General features: G+C 69.8%; 20 protein-coding genes. 17 read left to right on the top strand and 3 right to left on the bottom strand.

Features of this window, described 5'->3' with window-relative positions; genetic code table 11:
- Nucleotides 1-35 precede the first annotated feature (35 nt).
- The 6 genes from WFQ05_RS16220 (at nt 36) to WFQ05_RS16195 (ending at nt 5215) form a co-directional block, all read left to right on the top strand.
- Nucleotides 36-1394 (top strand): aminodeoxychorismate synthase component I, encoded by a 1359-nt coding sequence (locus WFQ05_RS16220; RefSeq protein WP_337054557.1) that lies wholly within the window; start codon nt 36-38, stop codon nt 1392-1394.
- Nucleotides 1395-1520: 126 nt separating this feature from the next.
- On the top strand, nt 1521-2648 hold the full coding sequence (gene mltG, locus WFQ05_RS16215) for an endolytic transglycosylase MltG (RefSeq protein WP_337054556.1): 1128 nt from the start codon (nt 1521-1523) through the stop codon (nt 2646-2648).
- Complete coding sequence (gene tmk, locus WFQ05_RS16210) at nt 2645-3292, top strand: dTMP kinase (RefSeq protein WP_130523528.1); 648 nt, start codon at nt 2645-2647, stop codon at nt 3290-3292. Before mltG ends, tmk begins: the two co-directional genes overlap by 4 nt.
- Nucleotides 3289-4248 carry a DNA polymerase III subunit delta' gene (locus tag WFQ05_RS16205; protein ID WP_337054555.1) on the top strand — a complete coding sequence of 320 codons (960 nt, stop codon included), beginning with the start codon at nt 3289-3291 and terminating at the stop codon, nt 4246-4248. The genes tmk and WFQ05_RS16205 overlap by 4 nt, the downstream gene beginning before the upstream one ends.
- The gene (locus WFQ05_RS16200) at nt 4245-4592 is read left to right on the top strand and encodes a PilZ domain-containing protein (protein WP_130520096.1); all 348 of its coding nucleotides are present in this window, start codon (nt 4245-4247) and stop codon (nt 4590-4592) included. The genes WFQ05_RS16205 and WFQ05_RS16200 overlap by 4 nt, the downstream gene beginning before the upstream one ends.
- Before the next feature lie 32 nt (nt 4593-4624).
- Complete coding sequence (locus WFQ05_RS16195; protein WP_337054554.1) at nt 4625-5215, top strand: hypothetical protein; 591 nt, start codon at nt 4625-4627, stop codon at nt 5213-5215.
- Between the two features lie 26 nt (nt 5216-5241).
- On the opposite strand, the gene WFQ05_RS16190 is transcribed toward WFQ05_RS16195, so the two are convergent.
- Nucleotides 5242-5415 (bottom strand): hypothetical protein, encoded by a 174-nt coding sequence (locus tag WFQ05_RS16190; RefSeq protein WP_165394575.1) that lies wholly within the window; start codon nt 5413-5415, stop codon nt 5242-5244.
- A gap of 366 nt (nt 5416-5781) precedes the next feature.
- Nucleotides 5782-7845, bottom strand: a complete 2064-nt coding sequence (locus tag WFQ05_RS16185) for a 3-hydroxyacyl-CoA dehydrogenase NAD-binding domain-containing protein (RefSeq protein WP_337054553.1) — start codon at nt 7843-7845, stop codon at nt 5782-5784.
- Nucleotides 7846-8078: 233 nt separating this feature from the next.
- On the opposite strand from WFQ05_RS16185, the gene rpoE reads away from it, so the two are divergent.
- From rpoE to recO, 9 genes are all read left to right on the top strand, one after another.
- The gene (gene rpoE, locus WFQ05_RS16180; protein ID WP_130520214.1) at nt 8079-8696 is read left to right on the top strand and encodes an RNA polymerase sigma factor RpoE; all 618 of its coding nucleotides are present in this window, start codon (nt 8079-8081) and stop codon (nt 8694-8696) included.
- Nucleotides 8693-9526 carry a sigma-E factor negative regulatory protein gene (locus WFQ05_RS16175; RefSeq protein WP_337054552.1) on the top strand — a complete coding sequence of 278 codons (834 nt, stop codon included), beginning with the start codon at nt 8693-8695 and terminating at the stop codon, nt 9524-9526. Before rpoE ends, WFQ05_RS16175 begins: the two co-directional genes overlap by 4 nt.
- Before the next feature lie 72 nt (nt 9527-9598).
- Complete coding sequence (locus WFQ05_RS16170) at nt 9599-11140, top strand: Do family serine endopeptidase (RefSeq protein ID WP_337054551.1); 1542 nt, start codon at nt 9599-9601, stop codon at nt 11138-11140.
- 137 nt (nt 11141-11277) lie between these two features.
- Complete coding sequence (gene lepA, locus WFQ05_RS16165) at nt 11278-13071, top strand: translation elongation factor 4 (protein WP_130534445.1); 1794 nt, start codon at nt 11278-11280, stop codon at nt 13069-13071.
- A gap of 109 nt (nt 13072-13180) precedes the next feature.
- Nucleotides 13181-13975 carry a signal peptidase I gene (lepB, locus tag WFQ05_RS16160; protein ID WP_130520105.1) on the top strand — a complete coding sequence of 265 codons (795 nt, stop codon included), beginning with the start codon at nt 13181-13183 and terminating at the stop codon, nt 13973-13975.
- A gap of 29 nt (nt 13976-14004) precedes the next feature.
- The gene (locus WFQ05_RS16155; RefSeq protein WP_130520107.1) at nt 14005-14388 is read left to right on the top strand and encodes a DUF4845 domain-containing protein; all 384 of its coding nucleotides are present in this window, start codon (nt 14005-14007) and stop codon (nt 14386-14388) included.
- Entirely contained in the window at nt 14375-15055 is a 681-nt protein-coding gene (gene rnc, locus WFQ05_RS16150) for a ribonuclease III (RefSeq protein WP_337054549.1), read from the top strand. Before WFQ05_RS16155 ends, rnc begins: the two co-directional genes overlap by 14 nt.
- A gap of 158 nt (nt 15056-15213) precedes the next feature.
- A complete protein-coding gene (gene era, locus WFQ05_RS16145; RefSeq protein ID WP_130534440.1) occupies nt 15214-16122 on the top strand; it encodes a GTPase Era in 909 nt (302 codons plus the stop codon).
- 128 nt (nt 16123-16250) lie between these two features.
- A complete protein-coding gene (gene recO, locus WFQ05_RS16140; protein WP_337054548.1) occupies nt 16251-17000 on the top strand; it encodes a DNA repair protein RecO in 750 nt (249 codons plus the stop codon).
- Nucleotides 17001-17156: 156 nt separating this feature from the next.
- Here recO and WFQ05_RS16135 read toward each other — a convergent pair whose 3' ends face one another.
- Nucleotides 17157-17858, bottom strand: a complete 702-nt coding sequence (locus tag WFQ05_RS16135) for a response regulator (RefSeq protein WP_337054547.1) — start codon at nt 17856-17858, stop codon at nt 17157-17159.
- Between the two features lie 92 nt (nt 17859-17950).
- Here WFQ05_RS16135 and rlmD point away from each other — a divergent pair, with 92 nt between their 5' ends.
- Both rlmD and WFQ05_RS16125 read left to right on the top strand, forming a co-directional pair.
- Nucleotides 17951-19291: a 23S rRNA (uracil(1939)-C(5))-methyltransferase RlmD gene (gene rlmD / locus WFQ05_RS16130; protein WP_337054545.1), complete on the top strand. Its 1341-nt coding sequence runs from the start codon at nt 17951-17953 to the stop codon at nt 19289-19291.
- Nucleotides 19292-19482: 191 nt separating this feature from the next.
- Nucleotides 19483-20010: a CYTH domain-containing protein gene (locus WFQ05_RS16125; protein ID WP_337054543.1), complete on the top strand. Its 528-nt coding sequence runs from the start codon at nt 19483-19485 to the stop codon at nt 20008-20010.
- Nucleotides 20011-20012: the final 2 nt, after the last annotated feature.

The following is a 20012-nucleotide window of genomic DNA, read 5'->3' as shown; positions in this document are numbered from 1 at the left end:
GCTCCCGATGTGCATTGCGGGATGACGATGCTTCCATGCTGATCCACGACCTGCCCGGTGATACCGACCTGCTGGCCCTGCAGCGCAGCGCGCCGGCGCGCTATCCGCTGCTGATGGAGTCGGTCGCGTCCGGCACGGTGCATGGGCGCTGGGACCTGCTGCTGGCGAGCACGGGCGAAGGCCTGCGCCTGGGCGGCGATGGCGTGACCCGCACGCTGGACGGCGCGCCGCTGGATGGCGAGTTCCTCGCGCTGCTGGATGCCGCGTGGCAGCCGCTGCGCACGGCGCGTGCGGCCTCGCCCTGGCCGTTCCACGGCGGCTGGGCGCTGATGCTGGATTACGAGCTGGCCGCGCAGGTCGAGCCGGTGCTGGCCTTGCCGCAGGGCAAGGGCGCCGGTCCGGTGGCTTTGGCGCTGCGGTGTCCCGCCGCGGTGCTGCGCGATCGCGCGAGCGGCCGCTGCGTGGCGGCGGCCGAGCCCGGGTGTGAGGCGCTGCTGGAGCTGATCGCCGCGGATCTGGCGCGGGCGGCGACGCTGCCCGCGCCTGTCTGGCACGCGCCCGAGGCGCTGCACGAGGACGCGCCCGAGCGCTTCACCGAGGGCGTGCGCCGCATCCTGGACTACCTGGTCGCCGGCGACGTGTTCCAGGTGAATCTCTCGCGCGGCTGGCAGGCGCGCTTCGCGCCGCGGCTGGAGCCGGCCGCGCTGTACACGCGGCTGCGGGCCAGCAATCCGGCGCCGTTCGCCGGGCTGTTCCAGTACGAGGGACACGCCGTGGTCAGTGCCTCGCCCGAGCGGCTGGTGTCTGTGCGCGAGGGTGTGGTGGAAACGCGCCCGATCGCCGGCACCCGCCCGCGCTTCGCGGGCGACGATGATGCCGCGCGCATCCGCGAGCTGGTCGGCCACCCCAAGGAGCGCGCCGAGCACGTGATGCTGATCGACCTGGAGCGCAACGACCTGGGCCGGGTGTGCAGGCCGGGCACGGTCGAGGTCGACGAGCTGATGACGGTGGAAAGCTATGCCCACGTGCATCACATCGTCAGCAACGTGCGTGGCCGGCTGCGCGCCGGGGTCACGCCGGGGCAGGTGATCGCCGCGACCTTTCCCGGCGGCACCATCACCGGGTGTCCCAAGGTGCGCTGCATGCAGATCATCGCCGAGCTGGAGCAGACCCCGCGCGGGGCCTATACCGGCGCATTCGGCTGGCTGGGGCGCGATGGCGACATGGACCTCAATATCCTGATCCGTAGTGCGCAGCTGGATCAGGACCCGCACGGCACCACGCTGCGCTTCCGCACCGGCGCCGGCATCGTGGTCGATTCGGACCCGCAGGCCGAGCTGGACGAGACCCGGGCCAAGGCGCGCGGGATGCTGCTGGCGCTGGGGCGAGCGTGAGCGAGCAGGGGTGAGGAGTGAGCGAAAGCCGAATTCCGGCCCTGGCTCACCTCGCTCCCCGCTCCTCTGCGCTCACTTCTCCGGCTGGTATCCTGCCGCCCACTTCCGTCATCCCCCCGAATCGCCGTGGCGTCAGGTTGCAAGCGCGGTTGCCGCGCCCTCGTGTTCCTCCTCGTGCTGCTGGCGCTGGCCGTGGCTGCCGTCGGCGTGTGGGGCTGGCAGCACTACCAGGCCTTCCAGTCGCAGCCGCTGCCGGGGCTGAAGCCCGACCAGGTGGCGCAGGTGCGCCAGGGCGACAGCTTCCGCGGCGTGCTGGCGCATCTGCGCGCGCAGGGCATCACCACCGGTGCCGACATCGAATGGCAGCTGCTTGCGCGTCAGCTGGATGCGGCCGGCAAGCTCAAGGTCGGCGAGTACGCGCTCGAGCCCGGCGTGACCACGCCGCGTTCGCTGCTGCAGGCCATGCGCGCCGGCCGCACGATCCAGTACCGCTTCACCATCGTCGAAGGCTGGAATATCCGCCAGCTGCGCGCCGCGCTCAACGCCGCCACGCCGCTGCGTCACCAGACCATGCAGCTGGACGATGCGGCGCTGATGGCGCAGCTCGGCCACCCCGGGCAGCATCCGGAAGGCCGGTTCCTGCCCGAGACCTATCTCTATGCGCGCGGCGATTCGGACCTGGACGTGCTCAAGCGCGCCCACGAGGCCATGGACAAGACGCTGGCCGCGCTGTGGGCCACTCGTGCGCCCGAGCTGCCGCTGGACTCGCCCGAGCAGGCGCTGACCCTGGCCTCGATCGTGGAGAAGGAGACCGGCATCGCCGAGGAGCGCGCGCAGATCGCCGGGGTGTTCGTGCGTCGCCTGCAGTTGGGCATGAAGCTGCAGACCGACCCGACCGTGATCTACGGCATCGGCAGCCGCTACGACGGCAACATCCGCCGCAGCGACCTGACCACCGATACGCCGTACAACACCTATACGCGCACCGGGCTGACGCCCACGCCGATCGCCATGCCCGGCCGCGCCGCGCTGGAGGCCGCGCTGCATCCGGCCCAGGGCGACGCGCTGTACTTCGTCGCGCTGGGCGACGGCAGCGGGCGGCATGTGTTCTCGGCCACGCTGGACCAGCACAACGCGGCCGTACGCCAGTATCTGGACCGCCTGCGCCGCCCGCCGCTGCCGGAGGACGCCGCCACGGCGCCCGGTGACGCCCAGGCCGCGCCGGCGCAGGACGCCAAGGCCAAGCAGCCGTGAGCGCGCGTCCGCTCGAACACCGGCACTTCCTCAGCCTGGAAGGCGGCGAGGGTGCCGGCAAGACCAGCGCGCTTGGCGCGATCCGCGAGACCCTGCAGGCGGCCGGGCACGAGGTGCTGCTGACCCGCGAACCGGGCGGCACGCCGCTGGCCGAGCGCATGCGCGACATCGTGCTGCAGCCGGGCGACGAAGCCCTGGCGCCGGAGGCCGAACTGCTGCTGATGTTCGCCGCGCGCGCCCAGCACGTGCAGCGCGTGATCGCCCCGGCGCTGGCGCGTGGCGCCTGGGTGGTGAGCGACCGCTTCACCGATTCCAGCTACGCCTACCAGGTGCATGGGCGCGGTCTGGATCGCGCGCTGGTGGAAGACCTGGAGCAGCGCGTGGTGCATGTGGCGCCGGCGCTGACCCTGCTGCTGGACCTGGACGTGCGCGTGGGCCGCGCACGCACCGCCGGCCGCGACCTGTGGCCGGACCGCATCGAGCGCGAGCAGGACGACTTCTTCGAACGGGTGCGCGAAGGCTACCGCCGGCGCGCGCAGGCCTTCCCGCAGCGTTTCCGCGTGATCGATGCGGCGCAGTCGCCGCAGGACGTGGCCGCGGCCGTGCGCCAGGCCGTGCAGACGTGGCTGGACGCGCAGGCATGAGCGCGGCCGCGTTCACGCCCTGGCAGCAGCGCGCCTACGATCAGGCGCTGGCCGCGCTGCAGGCCGGGCGTCTGGGCCACGCGCTGGTGCTGGCCGGTCCGGCGGGCGTGGGCAAGCGTGCGGTCGCCGATCGCCTGGCGCGCTACGTGCTCAGCGCAGGCGCGCCCGATGGCGACAGCCGCGACACCCAGCTGATCGATGCCGGCACCCATCCGGACCTGCAGCGGGTGTCCTTCATCCCCACGCGCGATGGCACCAAGCTGCGCACCGAGATCGTGATCGACCAGATCCGCGAGCTCTCGCAGAAGCTCTCGCTGACCCCGCAGTACGGCCGCGCGCAGGTGGCGATCATCGATCCGGCCGACGCGGTCAACACCGCGGCCTGGAACGCCCTGCTCAAGACGCTGGAAGAGCCCCAGCCCGGCCGCTACCTGTGGCTGCTCAGCGCCGAGCCCATGCGCCTGCCGGCCACCATCCGCAGCCGCTGCCAGCGGCTGGAGATCCGCCTGCCGGCGCGCGAGGAGGCGCTGGCCTGGCTGGCGGCGCAGGACTATCCGCAGGGCGCGGCGGCCGAGGCGCTGGACGCCGCGCGCGGGCATCCCGGCCTGGCGCTGTCGTGGCTGGCCGAGGGCGGCATGGCGCTGCGCCGCGAGGTCGCCAGCGATTTGGCCAAGCTCGAACGCGGCCAGGTGTCGGTGGTCGAGACCGCCCAGCGCTGGGCCGGCGACGAGCACGCCGCGCTGCGCCTGCGCTTCGCCGCCGAGCTGGCGCTGACCCAGTCGGCCGATGCGGCCTTGACCGATCCTGCGCGATTGAACAAGCTGGCCGCGTGGTTCGACGCGGCCAACCGCACGCGCGACCTGCTGCGCACCACGGTGCGCGCCGACCTGGCGATCGTGGACCTGTTGCTTGCCTGGCGCGGCACGCGTGATGCGTCGAACGGAGGACGAGGATGAATGCAACAAAGGGCGGCATCCTGTCGCTGACGGTGAAGGACAAGGCCCAGCTGTACAGCGCCTACATTCCCTTCGTGCGCAACGGCGGCATCTTCGTGCCCACGCCCAAGCGTTACTTCCTCGGCGACGAGGTGTTCGTGCTGCTGACCCTGCCCGAGTCCAGCGAGCGTCTGCCGGTGGCCGGCAAGGTGATCTGGGTGACGCCGGTCGGCGCCCAGGGCGCCCGCACCGCCGGCATCGGCGTGCAGTTCAGCGAAGGCGGCGAGGGCGACGCGGTCCGCAACCGCATCGAGACCCTGCTGGCCGGCACCCTCAACGCCGACAAGCCGACGCACACGATGTGAGCGCGCGCTGGCTCCTCGGGCAAGTTCGGGGAGTGTGGCTGGCGTCCTGCCTCTGTCTGGCGCTGTCGACGTCGCCATCGGCGCAGGCGGAGATTCGCCGCATCGAAGTGTGGACGGATCAGGCGCCAACGGCGCTCTGGAAGCGAACCTCGCCGTTCCAGCGTCGCTACACGCTGGAGACCGAACTTGGCGACAGCGTGCGCATGGTCAAGGTGGAGCAGGGCGAAGATACGCCACGCGAAAAGCTCCGGATCCGTTTCCAGTACCAAACCAGTCTGGCGCTCGGTGACGAGGGGCCGCATCTGGATCTGCTGGATTGGAAGCACTGCACGACGGCCTGGCAGTCCATCGCCGACCCGGGTGACGGGCACTTCGATATTCCGCCGCCCACAACGCAGCAAGCCAGTTGCTTTCCGTCGTTCGGTCAGGCCGAACTGCTCGCCGCGGTACGCGCTCATGGCGGCGAAGGGAAGTGGATCACGCTGGCCAAGGACGTCTCGCGCGCCGGGCAGGGCGCGTCCTATGTCGCCCCGAGCCTGCTGCGCATGCAGGTGCAGCGCTGGGACGGTGCGGCGTGGGTGGTCGACCTGGAATTCGATGTACCCATCGCGATGGGCTGCTGAGCCAGAGGCTTGTGCTGGCGTAACGCCTACAGCCCCTTGAACAGGTTGCCGATCAGCAGCACGACCAGCCCGGCGCAGACCAGCCAGAACGCGTACGGCACCAGCGCCGGGATGTAGTGCAGCTTGGCCGCCACGCCCAGGCCGCCGAGCAGCAGCGAGAGGAAGAACATGCCGGAGGTCGGTGGGGACAGATTGAACATGGCGATCGGCTCGCGGTCTTTCGTCAGGACTGAGGCGCCATGATGCCGCAACGCGCCGCCGGGCGGCAGCGCTGGGGTGGATGCTCAGGCTTGAAGATGCATTCGAAGGCGCTTAAACAGGCGCCGGGCCCGCCTTGCTGCATGCTTTGCTGACCGATCCGCTTTGCACTCGACGCCACCAAGAACACCGCTACCGTCGTTCCCGCGAAGGCGGGAACCCAGTGGCTTTCGCAGCGAGCGTCAGAAGCGCTGGATGGTCAGACACGCGTCTGCCAAGAAGCCCTTCCCGCATTTGAGGGAATAATGAGTTTGTAGGTCGTTCTATCCGGCACAGTGCCGCGCTAGGACACCCACCGCCGCAGCGGCTTACGCCACCGGCTCGCGCAGCACCGGGTTGTCCCAACCGGGGCGCGGGGCGAAGCGATCGCCGTGGCGGGCCTGCAGGGCGCGCAGGCGCTCCAGCAGGGCATCGGTGCCGGCGGCACGGATGTGCTGGATCGGACCGCCGCGGAAAGGCGCGAAGCCGGTGCCGAAGATCACGCCGGCATCCAGCAGGTCGGCATTGGCCACCACGCCGTCGTGCAGGCAGGCCACCGCCTCGTTGAGCAGCGGCAGGATCAGGCGATCCTCCAGATCGGCCGGGGCCTGGTAGTCCTTGGGCACTTCGGGTTTGATCGCGCGCCCGTTCTCCCACTTGTACAGGCCCTGGCCGTCCTTCTTGCCGCGCTTGTCAGGCTCGACCGTGGCCAGCGCCGCCGGCACCTGCAGGCCGAGGAAGGGCGAAAGCTCCTTGCCCACGCCGGCGGCCACGTCCAGGCCGACGGTGTCGATCAGTTCGATCGGGCCCATCGGCATGCCGAACTTCACCGCCGCCTTGTCGATCACCGGGCCGGGGATGCCTTCGGCGTAGGCGTTGGCCGCCTCGAGCATGTACGGGAACAGCACGCGGTTGACCAGGAAGCCCGGCGTGCCGGCCACCGGCACCGGGAACTTGTCCAGCGCCTTGCAGAACGCGGCCAGGCGCTGCACGGTCTCCGGCGCGATGGTGTCGTGCTGGACGATCTCCACCAGCGGCATCATCGCCACCGGATTGAAGTAGTGCAGGCCACCGAACTGCGCCGGCTTGTCGATGTGCTCGCGCAGTTCGACCAGTGGGATCGAGGAGGTGTTGGTGGTCAGCAGCGCGTCGGGTTTGAGATTGGGTTCCAGGGTCTCGTACAGCGCGCGCTTGGCTTCCGGGTTCTCGATGATGGCCTCGATCACCAGGTCCGCGCTGGCCACACCCGCGCCGGCCAGGTCGGCCTTCAGGCGCGCGGCCACGGCCGGACGCTTGGCCGGGTCCTTGACCCTCTTCTCGAACAGCGCCTGGGCGCGGGTCATGGCCGGGTCGATGAAGCGCTGCTCGCGATCCTGCAGGGTGACCTCGAAGCCCTTGTAGGCCGACCAGGCGGCGATATCGCCGCCCATCACGCCGGCGCCCACCACATGCACATGCTTGATGCCATGTTCCTTGCCCCCCAGCCCCTTGAGACGCTCGGTGAGGAAGAAGATGCGGATCAGGTTGCGCGCGGTCGGCGTGCCGGCCAGCTTGACCACCGCGCGGCGCTCGGCATCCAGGCGCGCGCCGATGCCCTGGCCGCCGCTGCGCTCCCACACGTTGATCAGCGCGTATGGCGCCGGGTACTGGTCCTTGCGCGCCTTGCGCGCGACCTGCTTGGCCATCTGCGGCGCCAGCAGCTTGCGCGCCGGCCAGGTGTTGGTGGCCCACGCGGTGGCGCGCTGCTTGAACGGGCGCACGGTGCCCTTGAGCGCCAGCGACACGGCGGTGTCGATCAGCACCGCCTTGTCCACGACCTTGTCGACCAGGCCCAGGCCGCGCGCGGCGCTGGCCGAGACGGTGCGGCCGGTGAGCATCAGGTCCATCGCCGCCGGCGCGCCGATCAGGCGTGGCAGGCGCGCACTGCCGCCCCAGCCGGGAAAGATGCCGAGCTTGGTCTCGGGCAGGCCGATGCGCGTGGACGCATCGTTGGACGCCACGCGATAGCGGCAGGCCAGCGAGATCTCGGTGCCGCCGCCCATGCAGAAGCCATGGATGGCCGCCACGGTCGGGCAGGGCAGTTCGGACAGCTTCTGGAACACCATCTGGCCACGACGGATCGCGTCGTTGACCGTGCCGCGGCGGTCGAACTCCTGGAACTCCTTCAGATCGGCGCCGGCGATGAAGCCGCTGGCCTTGGCCGAGGCCACCACCACGCCCTTGGGCGGGTCGATGGCCAGGCGTTCGATGATGTCGCCCAGCTCGATCAGCACGTCCTGCGAGAAGGCGTTGACCGAGGCATCCTGACGGTCCAGCCACAGGACAACCACACCTTCCGGACGGCTCTCCGTGCGCCAGTGACTGAATCGAAGCCCATCGAAGCTGGCTGCCATGAGCGGGACCATCCGTTGCAGTATGGGAAGACCGTTATGATCGGGAGCTTGTCTGGGTCGCGTCAAATCCCCACGTTCGAGGCTCCACCGCCGACAGGCCTGCCACGCGCGATGCGTTATTTTTCCGCTCCGAACCCCTTGCAGCAGGACTGCCATGCCGCCGGTGAACTTTTTTGCGTCGCCGCGGTCTCAGGATCCGGCTCATGACGACGCCCACTTCCGTGCGGCCCGGCATGCGCGACGCTGATCCACCCATCGAGCTGGATCTCGAGCTGGTCAAGCGCGTCCAGCGCGGAGACAGCGCCGCCTTCGATCTGCTGGTGCGCAAGTACCAGCATCGGATCCTGGCGCTGATCGGTCGCTACGTGCACGACTGGAGCGAGTGCCAGGACGTGGCGCAGGAAACCTTCATGCGGGCCTATCGCGCGCTGGGGAATTTCCGTGGTGACGCGCAGTTCTATACGTGGCTGCACAGGATCGCCGTGAATACCGCCAAGAACCATCTGGTCGCCCACAACCGACGCCCGCCCACCGACGATGTGGACGCCGCCGACGCCGAGCAGTACGACGCCGGCGCGCGGCTGCGCGACACCGACACGCCCGAGCGCGAACTGATGCGCCAGCAGCTGGAGCAGTCGGTGATGCGCGCGGTCGATGCATTGCCCGAGGAGCTGCGCACGGCCATCACCCTGCGCGAGGTCGAGGGCCTGAGCTACGAGGAGATCGCCACGAAGATGGGCTGTCCGATCGGTACGGTGCGCTCGCGCATCTTCCGCGCCCGCGACGCCATCGATGCCGAGCTGCGGCCGCTGCTGGACACCGGCAGCGCCACCCGGGAGCAGAAACGATGATCGACGACAAGTTCCAGCAGCATTACCGCCAGCAGATGTCCGCGCTGATGGACGGCGCGCTGGCCCCCGACCAGGCGCGCTTCCTGATGAAGCGCATGGCCGACGACGAGACCCTGGCCGCCACCTGGGAGCGCTGGCAGCTGTGCGGCGACGTGCTGCGCGGCCAGGCCCAGGCGCCGGCGCCGTACGGCTTCGCCGAGCGGGTGGCCGCCGCCATCGCGGCCCAGCCGGTGCAGCCGGCCGCGAACCAGGCGCCGGCCCGCGGCGGGCGCGTGCTGCGCTGGGGCGGCGGTGCGGTCGCCGCCGCCGTGGCGCTGGTGGCGGTCTTCATGGCCGGGCAGCAGAGCGGCCGGCCTTCGGCCTCGCCTGAGACACCTGCGCTGGCCAGCGCGAGCGCGCCAGGGCCGGCGCCTTCGCCCGCAGCGCCGGCACCCGCCGATGCTTCGACCGCCGCCGGATCGGCGCTGCTCGCCTCGGGCATGGCCGTGGCCAGCCTGCCGCGCCGGGCCGAGGACAGCCGCCGGGGCAGCGCCACGCGCAACCAGCAGGCCGCCCGGGCGACCGCGGCGATCACCCAGCAGGCCCTGGCCGCGGTGAACGCGCCGGCACCGCCCATTGCGGCCAGCTCGCAGGATCCGTTCGCCGGCACCCGCCTGGGCCAGCCGGCGGCGCGGCCGTGGCCGCGCTCCAGCCTGTCCCAGCTGCGCGGCAACGGTGCCTACGCCACCGGTTACGCGCCCGGCGAGCAGACCTCGTACTACCCGTTCCAGCCGCGCCTGCCAGTGGCAGAGCCGGCGCCCTCGGCGCAGCCAACCCCGGCGCAGCCGTAAGTCCGGCGGCGGCCCGCGCTGGGCTGCCGCCTCATCCCCACTTCTTCTTCCGACGCAAAAGGCGAGCAGTCGATGAATCCACGTCTCCGCATGGGCCTGATCGGCCTGGTTTCCCTCACCGTCCCGCTGTCCGCCTGCGCGCAGCAGGGCGGCAGCGGCGCCGCCGCAGTGGCGCCCACCATCGCCCAGAGCAGCGCGCCGCAGATCGTCACCGGCCTGCCGGACTTCACCAAGCTGGTCGAGCAGGTCGCCCCGGGCGTGGTCAATGTCGATGCCACCATCGGCGACGACAGCAGCAGCGCCGATGAGGAGATCACCCAGGACGATGACGACGACCAGGGCATGGACCAGTCGCAGATCCCGGAAATCTTCCGCCAGATCTTCGGCCCCGGCATGCAGATTCCGGGGCCCGGTCGCGGCGGCGGCGGCGGCCGTCCGCGCGGCGAGTCGATGGGCTCGGGCTTCATCATCTCGCCCGATGGCTACATCCTGACCAACAACCACGTGGTCGATGGCTCCAAGAACGTGAAGGTCAAGCTTTCGGATGGCCGCGAGTTCAAGGCCAAGGTCGTCGGCGCCGACCAGGGCTACGACGTGGCGCTGCTGAAGATCGACGCCACCGGCCTGCCGTCGCTGCGCATGGGCGAGTCCAACAACCTCAAGCCCGGCCAGTGGGTAGTGGCCATGGGCTCGCCGTTCGGCCTGGATCATTCGGTGACCGCCGGCGTGGTCAGCGCCACCGGCCGCACCCAGGCCGGGATGGGCGGCAGCAACTACGTGCGCTTCATCCAGACCGACGTGGCGATCAACCCGGGCAATTCCGGCGGCCCGCTGCTCAACACCTCCGGTGAGGTCGTCGGCATCAATTCGCAGATCTTCTCCCAGTCCGGCGGCTACATGGGCATCAGCTTCGCGATCCCGATCGACCTGGCCGTCAGCGCCGCCGACCAGCTGAAGAAGACCGGCAAGGTCAGCCGCGCCATGCTGGGCGTGAGCATGAACCAGCGCATCAGCGAGGCGATGGCCAAGACGCTCAAGCTGCCCGACACCAATGGCGTACTGGTGACCCAGGTGACCCCGGGCAGCGGCGCGGCCAAGGCCGGCCTCAAGCCGATGGACGTGATCACCGAGTTCAACGGCGCCAAGATCACCGATTACTCCGACCTGCCCTCGCGCGTGGCGCCGCTGCCGCCGGGCACCAAGGTCACCCTGACAGTCATCCGCGATGGATCCCCGCGCAAGGTCGACGTCACCCTGACCGAGCTGGACCCGAAGCTGGCCATGGGCGGCCGCGGCGGTCCCGGCGCCCAGGACGAGGAGGGCGGCAGCCGCGCGTCCCCGGCGCTGACGGCCAAGGAGCTGGGCTTCTCGGTGCAGGCCGACGGGCGCGGCAAGGTCGTGATCGCGGGCGTCAGCCCGGCGGTCAGCCAGGACACCGGCCTGGAGCCAGGGCTGGCCATCGTCCAGGCCAACCGCCGCGACATCGGCAGCCTGGAGGACTTCAACAAGGCCACCGCCGGCCTGAAGAAGGGCGACGTGCTGATGCTGCTGGTCGAGAGCGGCCGCAGCGGCGTGCGCCAGTTCGTCGCGGTCACCGTCGGCGGCGCGCGCTGAGCGCGCCCGGGTCCTGGCGCCGGGCGATCCCGGTGCCAGGGCCGGACGGCGGGGCGGCGGCGGCCATGCGATAATCTCCGTTTGCCCTTCGACGGCCCCCGCCCGCCGCCCCCATGCCGCCTGAAACGCCCGCTTCGATGCGGAACATCCGCAATTTCTCGATCATCGCCCACGTCGACCACGGCAAATCCACCCTGGCCGACCGCATCATCCAGCTGTGCGGTGGTCTGCAGGCCCGTGAGATGGAGGCCCAGGTGCTCGACTCGAACCCGATCGAGCGCGAGCGCGGCATCACCATCAAGGCCCAGTCCGTCTCGCTGCCGTACAAGGCGCTGGACGGCCAGACCTACCAGCTGAACTTCATCGACACCCCCGGCCACGTGGACTTCTCCTACGAAGTCAGCCGCTCGCTGGCCGCGTGCGAGGGCGCGCTGCTGGTGGTCGATGCCGCCCAGGGCGTGGAAGCCCAGTCGGTGGCCAACTGCTACACCGCCGTCGAGCAGGGCCTGGAAGTGGTGCCGGTGCTCAACAAGATCGACCTGCCCACCGCCGATATCGAGAAGGCCAAGGCCGAGATCGAGGCGGTGATCGGCATCGACGCCACCGACGCGGTCGCGGTCAGCGCCAAGACCGGCCTGAACGTCGAGCAGGTGCTGGAGGCCATCGTCCACCGCATCCCGCCGCCCCAGCCGCGCGACACCGACAAGCTGCAGGCGCTGATCATCGACTCGTGGTTCGACAACTACCTGGGCGTGGTCTCGCTGGTGCGCGTGATGCAGGGCGAGATCGGTCCGAAGTCCAAGATCCTGGTGATGTCCACCGGCCGCACCCACGAGGTGGACAAGGTCGGCGTGTTCACGCCCAAGCGCAAGGAGCTGCCCAAGCTGGGCGCCGGCGAGGTGGGCTGGATCACCGCCTCGATCAAGGACGTGCACGGCGCACCGGTGGGCGACACGCTGACCCTGGCCTCGGACCCCGCCCCCAAGCCGCTGCCGGGCTTCCAGGAGATGCAGCCGCGCGTGTTCGCCGGCCTGTTCCCGACCAATGCCGAGGACTATCCGGCCCTGCGCGAGGCGCTGGAGAAGCTGCGCCTGAACGATGCGGCGTTGCGCTTCGAACCGGAAAGCTCCGAGGCGATGGGCTTCGGCTTCCGTTGCGGCTTTCTGGGCATGCTGCACATGGAAATCGTGCAGGAGCGCCTGGAGCGCGAGTACGATCTGGACCTGATCAGCACCGCGCCGACGGTGGTCTACGAGGTACTCAAGACCGACGGCAGCATCGTCTCGCTGGACAACCCGGCCAAGCTGCCGCAGTCCAACCTGATCGAGGAGGTGCGCGAGCCGATCATCCGCGCCAACATCCTCACGCCGGAAGCCTACATCGGCAACATCATCAAGCTGTGCGAGGAAAAGCGCGGCGTGCAGATCGGCATCCAGTACCTGGCAAGCCAGGTGCAGATCAGCTACGAGCTGCCGATGGCCGAGGTGGTGCTGGACTTCTTCGACAAGCTCAAGTCGGTCTCGCGCGGCTATGCCTCGCTGGACTATTCGTTCCTGCGCTTCCAGGCCGGCCCGTTCGTGCGCCTGGACACGCTGATCAACGGCGACAAGGTCGACGCGCTGAGCCTGATCGTGCACCGCAGCCAGGCAGATCGCCGCGGCCGCGAGCTGTGCGAGAAGATGAAGGAACTGATCCCGCGGCAGATGTTCGACGTGGCCATCCAGGCCGCCGTCGGCGCGCAGATCATCGCCCGTTCGACGGTCAAGGCCATGCGCAAGAACGTGCTGGCCAAGTGCTATGGTGGCGACATCACGCGCAAGAAGAAGCTTCTGGAAAAGCAGAAGGAAGGCAAGAAGCGCATGAAGCAGGTCGGCCGCGTGGAGATCCCGCAGGAGGCCTTCCTGGCCGTGCTGCAGGTGGACAGCAAGTAAGAGGCAGGCCGGCCCTGGCGCCGGCTGCAGGCGGGGCGGGTCGCATGGCCCGCCCTAGTTTTGTGCAAGTACGCGCGATGCCCGCTGCATCACGCGATAAGGACAAGCGATGGTCTGGTTCGAAACAATCCTGGTCGTGCTCACCCTGCTGACCGGCTTCATCTGGCTGCTGGACAAGCTGTTCCTGGCCAAGCGCCGCGCCGCCAAGGCCGGCCTGCTGGACGAAGAGCCGGTGCTGGTGGACTACTCCAAGGCGTTCTTCCCGGTGCTGGCGATCGTGCTGATCCTGCGCAGCTTCGTGGCCGAGCCGTTCAAGATCCCGTCGGCCTCGATGATGCCCAACCTGCTGATCGGCGACTTCATCCTGGTCAACAAGTTCTCCTACGGCCTGCGCCTGCCGATCACCAACACCAAGTTCCTGCCGCTGGGCGAGCCCAAGCGCGGCGACGTGGTGGTGTTCAAGCCGCCGATGGATCCGGAGAACAACTGGGTCAAGCGCATCATCGGCCTGCCGGGCGACACCATCACCTTCTCCGGCAACACGCTGGCGATCAACGGCGTGCCGGTGCAGTACAAGCCGCTGGGCACCTACACCGGCCGCGGCCTGCCGCCGGGCAGCGACCGGGTGACCCTGCTGCAGGAAGACCTGCCGGGCAAGACCCACACCATCTACGAAGACCTGGGCCACTACGTCGGCGAGGGTACCTGGAAGGTGCCGCCGGGGCACTATTTCGTGATGGGCGACAATCGTGATAATAGCGAGGACAGCCGCCTGTGGCCTGACACGCACTTCCTGCCCGAGTCCAACCTGCGCGGCAAGGCGTTCGTGATCTGGCTCAACTGCGAGGGCTGGTTCTGCAAGAACGGGTTCGATCCCTCCCGCATCGGGACCCGGATCGAGTGACGCGGTTCCACAGGGGTGAGGGGAAGGACATGAAGCGCAACCAGAGCGGCATGACGCTGATCGGTTTTGTGATCACGCTGGCGGTGGTCGGATTCGCCGCCTATATCGGCATGAAGCTGTTTCCGATGTACCAGGAGTTCTATTCGGTCAAGGCCGCGGCCAAGGGCCTGTCCGAGCAGTCCGGCTCGGCCGACATGGATCCGGCGCGGCTGCAGGACCTGTTCTTCCGTCGCCTGGACATCAACTACTCCGAGAACGTCAAGCCGGAGAACGTGAAGTTCAAGCGCATCAACAACGGCTGGAACCTGCACGTGCAGTACGAAGTGCGCCGGCCGATGATCGGCAACCTGGACGTGGTCGGCAAGTTCGAGACCTCCCAGGACATCGTGCGGAGCGGTGGTGGCGAAGGTTGAGCCGACGGCCGGCGGTGCGGGCATCGGTCATGTCTTCACCGATCCGCAGCTGCTGGCCCAGGCGCTGACCCATCGCAGCGCCGGCGCGGTCCACAACGAACGGCTGGAATTCCTCGGCGACAGCATCGTCAACCTGCTGATCGCCGAAGCGCTGTTCCAGCGCTGGCCCAAGGCCGACGAGGGCGCGCTGACCCGCGCGCGCGCCGAGCTGGTGCGCGAAGGCTCGCTGGCGACCCTGGCGCGCGAACTCGATCTGGGCGCGCGCCTGACCCTGGGTCCGGGCGAGCTGAAGTCCGGCGGGCATCGCCGCGATTCGATCCTGGCCGATGCGCTGGAGGCGGTCGTGGCCGCGATCTACCTGGACGCCGGCTTCGAGGCCTGCCGCGCCTGCGTGCTGCCCTGGTTCGAATCGGCCCTGGCCGCTCTGCCGGTCGGCAAGCCGGAGAAAGACCCCAAGACCCGCCTGCAGGAATGGCTGCAGGGCCGGCAGAAGGCGCTGCCCAGCTACGAGCTGGTCTCCGAGAGCGGCGAGGAGCACGCGCGCCATTTCCAGGTGCGCTGCGTGCTGACCGACCCCGCGCTGTCGGCCGAAGGCGAGGGCGGCTCGCGCCGCGCCGCCGAACAGGCGGCCGCCGCCGCCGTGATCGCCCAGCTGCCGCGCAAATAGACCTGCTAGAGATTTCGGCCGCGCTTCATGTAGAGCGGAGCTCGCTCCGCTGGGGCGTTCCCCATGGCCTGCACGAAGAGCAGCCGAGCAAGCTCGGCTCTACAAGGGGAGGTCACGATCATTCGCACTCATCCCCGACACGCTCTAAGCTCCCTACCATGACGACTCCACAATCCCACCGTAGCGGCAGCGTTGCGGTCATCGGCCGTCCCAACGTCGGCAAGTCCACCCTGACCAACGCGCTGGTCGGCGCCAAGGTGTCGATCACCTCCAGCCGTCCGCAGACCACGCGCCACCGCCTGCTGGGCATCGCGACCTTTCCGGAAGGGCAGATCGTGCTGGTCGATACGCCCGGCCTGCACAAGCAGCAGGGCAAGTACTCGGCCTCGGCCATGAGCCGGGTCATGAACCGCGCCGCGCGCGGCGCGCTCGAAGGCGTCGATGCCGGCCTGCTGGTGATCGAGGCCGGGCGCTGGGACGAGACCGACACGCTGGCCTACAACGTGCTCAGCGACGCCAAGATCCCGTTGGTGCTGGTGATCAACAAGGTCGACCGGCTCAAGGACAAGTCCGAGCTGCTGCCGTTCCTGGCGCAGGTGAGCGAGGGCCGCAGCTTCGCCGCCGTGCACCCGATCTCGGCATTGAAGAAAAGCGGCCTGGACGCGCTGGTCCGCGACATCCTGGCGCAGCTGCCCGAAGCGCCGCCGATGTACGGCGAGGACGAGATCACCGACCGCAGCGAGCGCTTCCTGGCCGGCGAGCTGGTGCGCGAGCAGCTGATGCGCCAGCTCGGCGCCGAGCTGCCGTACGCCACCACGACCGAGATCGAGCACTTCACCGTGGACGGCAACATGCTGCGCATCGGCGCGGTGATCTGGGTCGAACGCGAGAGCCAGAAGGCCATCGTCATCGGCAAGGGCGGCGCGCGCCTGAAGGACATCGGCAGTAAGGCGCGCCAGCAGATGGAGCATCTGTTCGACCGCAAGGTCTTCCTGGAAACCTGGGTCCGCGTGCGCGAGGGCTGGTCGGACGACGAGACCGCGCTGAAGGCGTTCGGGTACGAATAGGGAAGTGGGCGAAGCGAAGTGAGCAGCGAGGAGCAGCCTGGGCGCACAACACACTGCGCGACCTCAGGCGCCTTGGGTGTCGCTGGCTTTTGCTCATCGCTAACGTCTCTGCGCGCACGTCTGCCTCCATGGAGCTGATCGCCGAGTCGGTCTTCGTCCTCCACACCCGGCCCTGGCGCGAGACCAGTCTGCTGGTCGAGGTGCTGAGCGCCGGCCATGGCCGGCTGGGCGTGGTCGCGCGCGGCGTGCAGGGGCCGAAGAAGCAGGTGCTGCGCGCGGCGCTGCAGCCGCTGCAGCACATACGGCTCGAAGCGCAGCTGCGCGGTGAACTGGGGCGGCTGACCGGCGCCGAGGCGCTGGACGCCGCGCCGCGCCTGCAGGGCGATGCGATGCTCGCCGCGTTCTACATCAATGAGCTGGTGCTGCGCCTGGCCCCGCGCCAGGACCCGCTGCCGGACCTGTATCTGGCGTATGCGCGGGTGCGCGCGCGCCTGGCCCACGACGAGCCGCTGGCGTGGTCGTTGCGCCGCTTCGAGCGCGACCTGCTCGAGGCGATCGGCTTCGGCCTGGTGCTCGATCACGATGGCGATGGCGTGCCGGTCGACCCGGCCGCGCGCTACCGCCTGGACCCCGAGCACGGCCCGCGCCGGCTGCTGAGCGAGCGCAGCGGCGAGCGCGCCTCGGCGCCCAGCGGCCGCGCGCTGTTGGCGCTGGCCTCCGACGCCCAGCCCGAGGCGGCCGACCTGGCCGACCTGCGCCGGGCGATGCGCCAGCTGCTGGCCCACCACCTGGGCGCCCGCGGCCTGAAGTCCTGGGACATGCTGGCCGCGCTGCCGCGCCCGTCGACACCATCGGCCACCAGCGAAGACGCCCCCTGAAACACTGGCGGGAGCGCCTGCCTCTTCCGATCAGATCGCCGCCTCCCTGTAGAGCGGAGCTTGCTCCGCTGGAGGCTTCCCGAGGAGCCGAACGAAGAGCAGCGGAGTCCCCAAGAGGGGATTGCCACAAGCTCCGCTCTACCGACAGGCGGTGGCTCAGGCGCGCGTCTGCTGCCAGGCGGCGTGGAATTCGGCCTGGGCGGCGCGGTCGGGCAGGCTGGCGTCCAGGGTCTTGGCGGCGGCATGCAGGCGGGCGGCGCCGACGAAGCCGCTGCTGGCGCGCAGGCGGTGCAGCTGCTGGTGGGCGCCGGGCAGGTCGTCGGCGGCCAGGGCGGCCTCGATGGCGGCGGCCTGGGCGTCGAGCTCCTGCAGGAACAGCCCGCGCAGCGTCTGCAGATGCTCGAGGTTCCCACCCAGCGCCGACAGCGCCGCCGCGTCGTCCCACACCGGCACCTCGTCGCTGCAGGTGCGGATGGCCGCGGTCTCAGGCGGGGTGCGCGCCTGCAGCGCATCGCGCGCGGCCTGGCGCAGCGAGGCCGCGCCGACCGGCTTGACCACTACCGCGGCAAAGCCGGAGGCGCACAGCGCGGCATGCAGGCTAGGTGAGGGGTCGGCGGTATGCGCCAGCGCCGGCAGCGCAGGCTGGCGCGCGCGCAGGCGGGCCAGCAGGGCATCGCCGCGGCCGTCGGGCAGGTTGGCATCGACCAGACACAGGTCGAAGCGGCCCTCGGTCGCGAGCGCCTCGGACTGGCTGCGGGCGACGGCCACGGTGGCCGGCAGCGTTTCGAGCGCGGCGCGCATGAACTCGCTGGTGGTGGGGTCGTCCTCGACCAGCAGGATGTGGGGCGTGGCGGCCATGCGGGCTCCTTTCGCGGCGGCGGGCCGCGCCGGGCGTCGGCCCCGGCGCTTCTGCGACAATACGCGATTCCCCGCACGCAGCTCATCGCCACGTGGCCCGTTCCCCGCGCATCGACAAGACCCCGTTCGACCTTGAGATCCACGACCTGAGCCACGACGGCCGCGGCGTGGCCCGCCGTCCCCCCACCGTGCCCGGCGAATCGGGCAAGGCCGTGTTCGTCACCGGCGCGCTGCCGGGCGAGCGGGTGCGGGTGGAGCAGACCGCGCGCAGCAAGCACTTCGACGAGGCGCGCACGCTGGAGGTGCTCGACGCCTCGCCCGACCGCGTGACGCCGCGCTGCCCGCACTTCGGCACCTGCGGCGGCTGCGTGCTGCAGCATCTGGAGGAGACCAAGCAGATCGCCTACAAGCAGCACACGCTGCTGGAGAACCTGACACGCATCGGCCACGTCACGCCGGCCAGCGTGCTGCCGGTGCTGCACGAAGGCAGCTGGGGCTACCGGCGCAAGGGCCGCTTCTCGGTGCGGCGCGTGGAGAAGAAGGACAAGACCCTGGTGGGTTTCCGCGAGCAGGATCCGCGCTTCGTCGCCGACCTGCGGCAATGCCACACGCTGATCCCGCAGATCGGTTTCCGCATCGAGGCGCTGGCGCAGTGCATCGACCGCCTGGCCGGGCGCGCGGACATCCCGCAGATCGAGTTCATCGCCGGCGATGCGGCCATCGCGCTGGTGGTGCGCCACCTGGCGCCGCTGGTGCAGGACGACCTGGACATCCTGACCGCCTTCGCCCAGGAGCAGGACTTCGCCATCTTCCTGCAGCCGGGCGGCAACCACACCGTGCATCCGCTGTGGCCGGCGCAGGTGCCGCTGTCCTTCCGGCTGGCGCCGTGGGACATCGAGCTGGCGTTTCGGCCGCTGGACTTCATCCAGGTCAACGGCAAGCTCAACGAGAAGATGATCGCGCATGCCTTCGCGCTGCTGGATCCGCAGCCGGGCGAGCGCGTGCTGGACCTGTTCTGCGGCCTGGGCAACTTCACCCTGCCGCTGGCGCGGCTGGTGGGCGAGGTGGTCGGCGTGGAAGGCGAGGCCGGGCTGGTGGCGCGCGCGCAGGAGAATGCGCAGCGCAACGGGCTGTCCAATGCGCAGTTCTTCGCCGCCGACCTGACCACCGACCAGCGCGATGCGCCCTGGATGCGCGCCGGCTTCGACAAGCTGCTGCTGGATCCGCCGCGCTCGGGCGCGATCGACGTGCTGCGGCAGCTGCCGCTGCAACAGTTCTCGCGCATCGTCTACGTCAGCTGCCATCCCGGCTCGCTGGCGCGCGATGCGGGCTATCTGGTCAACGAGTGCGGCTTCAGGCTGGTGTCGGCGGGGGCGATGGACATGTTTCCGCAGACCGCGCATGTGGAGTCGATCGCGTTGTTCGAGCGGTAGTGACACCGCTCCCTCCCTTTCGCGCAGCGAAGGGGAGCTCGAAATTGCGGCTAGCGATTGAGGGGGAGGCGCGGCCAAGCACGAGCAAGAGCGGAAGCAGCCCCACCCCAACCCTCCCCTTTGCGCTGCGCGCAAAAGGGAGGAGGCAAGAGCAGACGCGCCTCCTTGTCCCCCCACACACAGGCAACCCCATGGGCATCGAAATCGAACGTAAGTTCCTGCTGGCTAACGAGGAGTGGCGCGTGGCGGCGCATCGCGCCATTCCGATGGCGCAGGGCTATCTCAACGACCTGTCGGTGGTGGCCGGGGGTGCGCAGCTGGCCTCGGTGCGGGTGCGCGTGGAGGGCGAGGCGGCGGCGCTGAACATCAAGTCGCGCCAGCTGGGACATACGCGCCAGGAGTTCGAGTACCCGATCCCGGTCGCCGACGCCCAGGCCCTGCTGCAGCTGTGCGTGGGTGGGCGCGTGGAGAAGACCCGGCACCTGGTGCAGGTCGGCGCGCACCTGTGGGAGATCGACGAGTTCGCCGGCGACAACGCCGGGCTGGTGGTGGCCGAGATCGAGCTGGCCCACGCCGATGAGCCGTTCGAACGCCCGGCCTGGCTCGGCGCGGAAGTGACCGACCAGCCGCGCTACTACAACCTGGCGCTGGCCGACCGCCCCTACACGCAGTGGAGCGAGGCCGAGCGCGCGCCTCACAGCTCCGGCACGGCGGGCTGAAC

It is taken from the genome of Pseudoxanthomonas sp. USHLN014 (assembly GCF_037153335.1).
Lineage (GTDB): Bacteria > Pseudomonadota > Gammaproteobacteria > Xanthomonadales > Xanthomonadaceae > Pseudoxanthomonas_A > Pseudoxanthomonas_A winnipegensis.
Note: the sequence above shows the minus strand (reverse complement) of the source record. Positions and strands in the feature narration are given on the sequence as shown.